At 63.1% G+C, this 233-nt stretch carries 1 protein-coding gene; it reads right to left on the bottom strand.

Annotated elements, in window-relative coordinates:
* Window positions 1-233 (bottom strand): HlyD family efflux transporter periplasmic adaptor subunit (locus SB764_RS44850; protein WP_410867416.1); only part of this gene is annotated, 233 nt, incomplete at both ends.

Here is a 233-nt window from a genome sequence, read left to right as displayed (position 1 = left end):
GAAATCTGATCGATATCGGTGGGCGCAAGTCTCGCCTGTATCTTAAGCGCCGCGTCGGCGGGCACCAGGGTCAGAAGCTTTTCTGCCGGCGTGATGACGCCGCCGATCGTGTGGACGAAAAGCTCGTTGACGGTTCCCGAGAGCGGTGCGCGGATATCGGTCCGCGACAGCCGGTCCTCGACGGCGACCCGACGCTCCCGCAATTCCGACAGTTTCGGCTCGACGACGCTCAA

The organism is Paraburkholderia sp. SIMBA_027 (assembly GCF_046535315.1).
Lineage (GTDB): Bacteria > Pseudomonadota > Gammaproteobacteria > Burkholderiales > Burkholderiaceae > Paraburkholderia > Paraburkholderia tropica.
The sequence above is the reverse complement of the archived record's forward strand: the minus strand, read 5'-3'. Positions and strand labels throughout refer to the sequence as shown.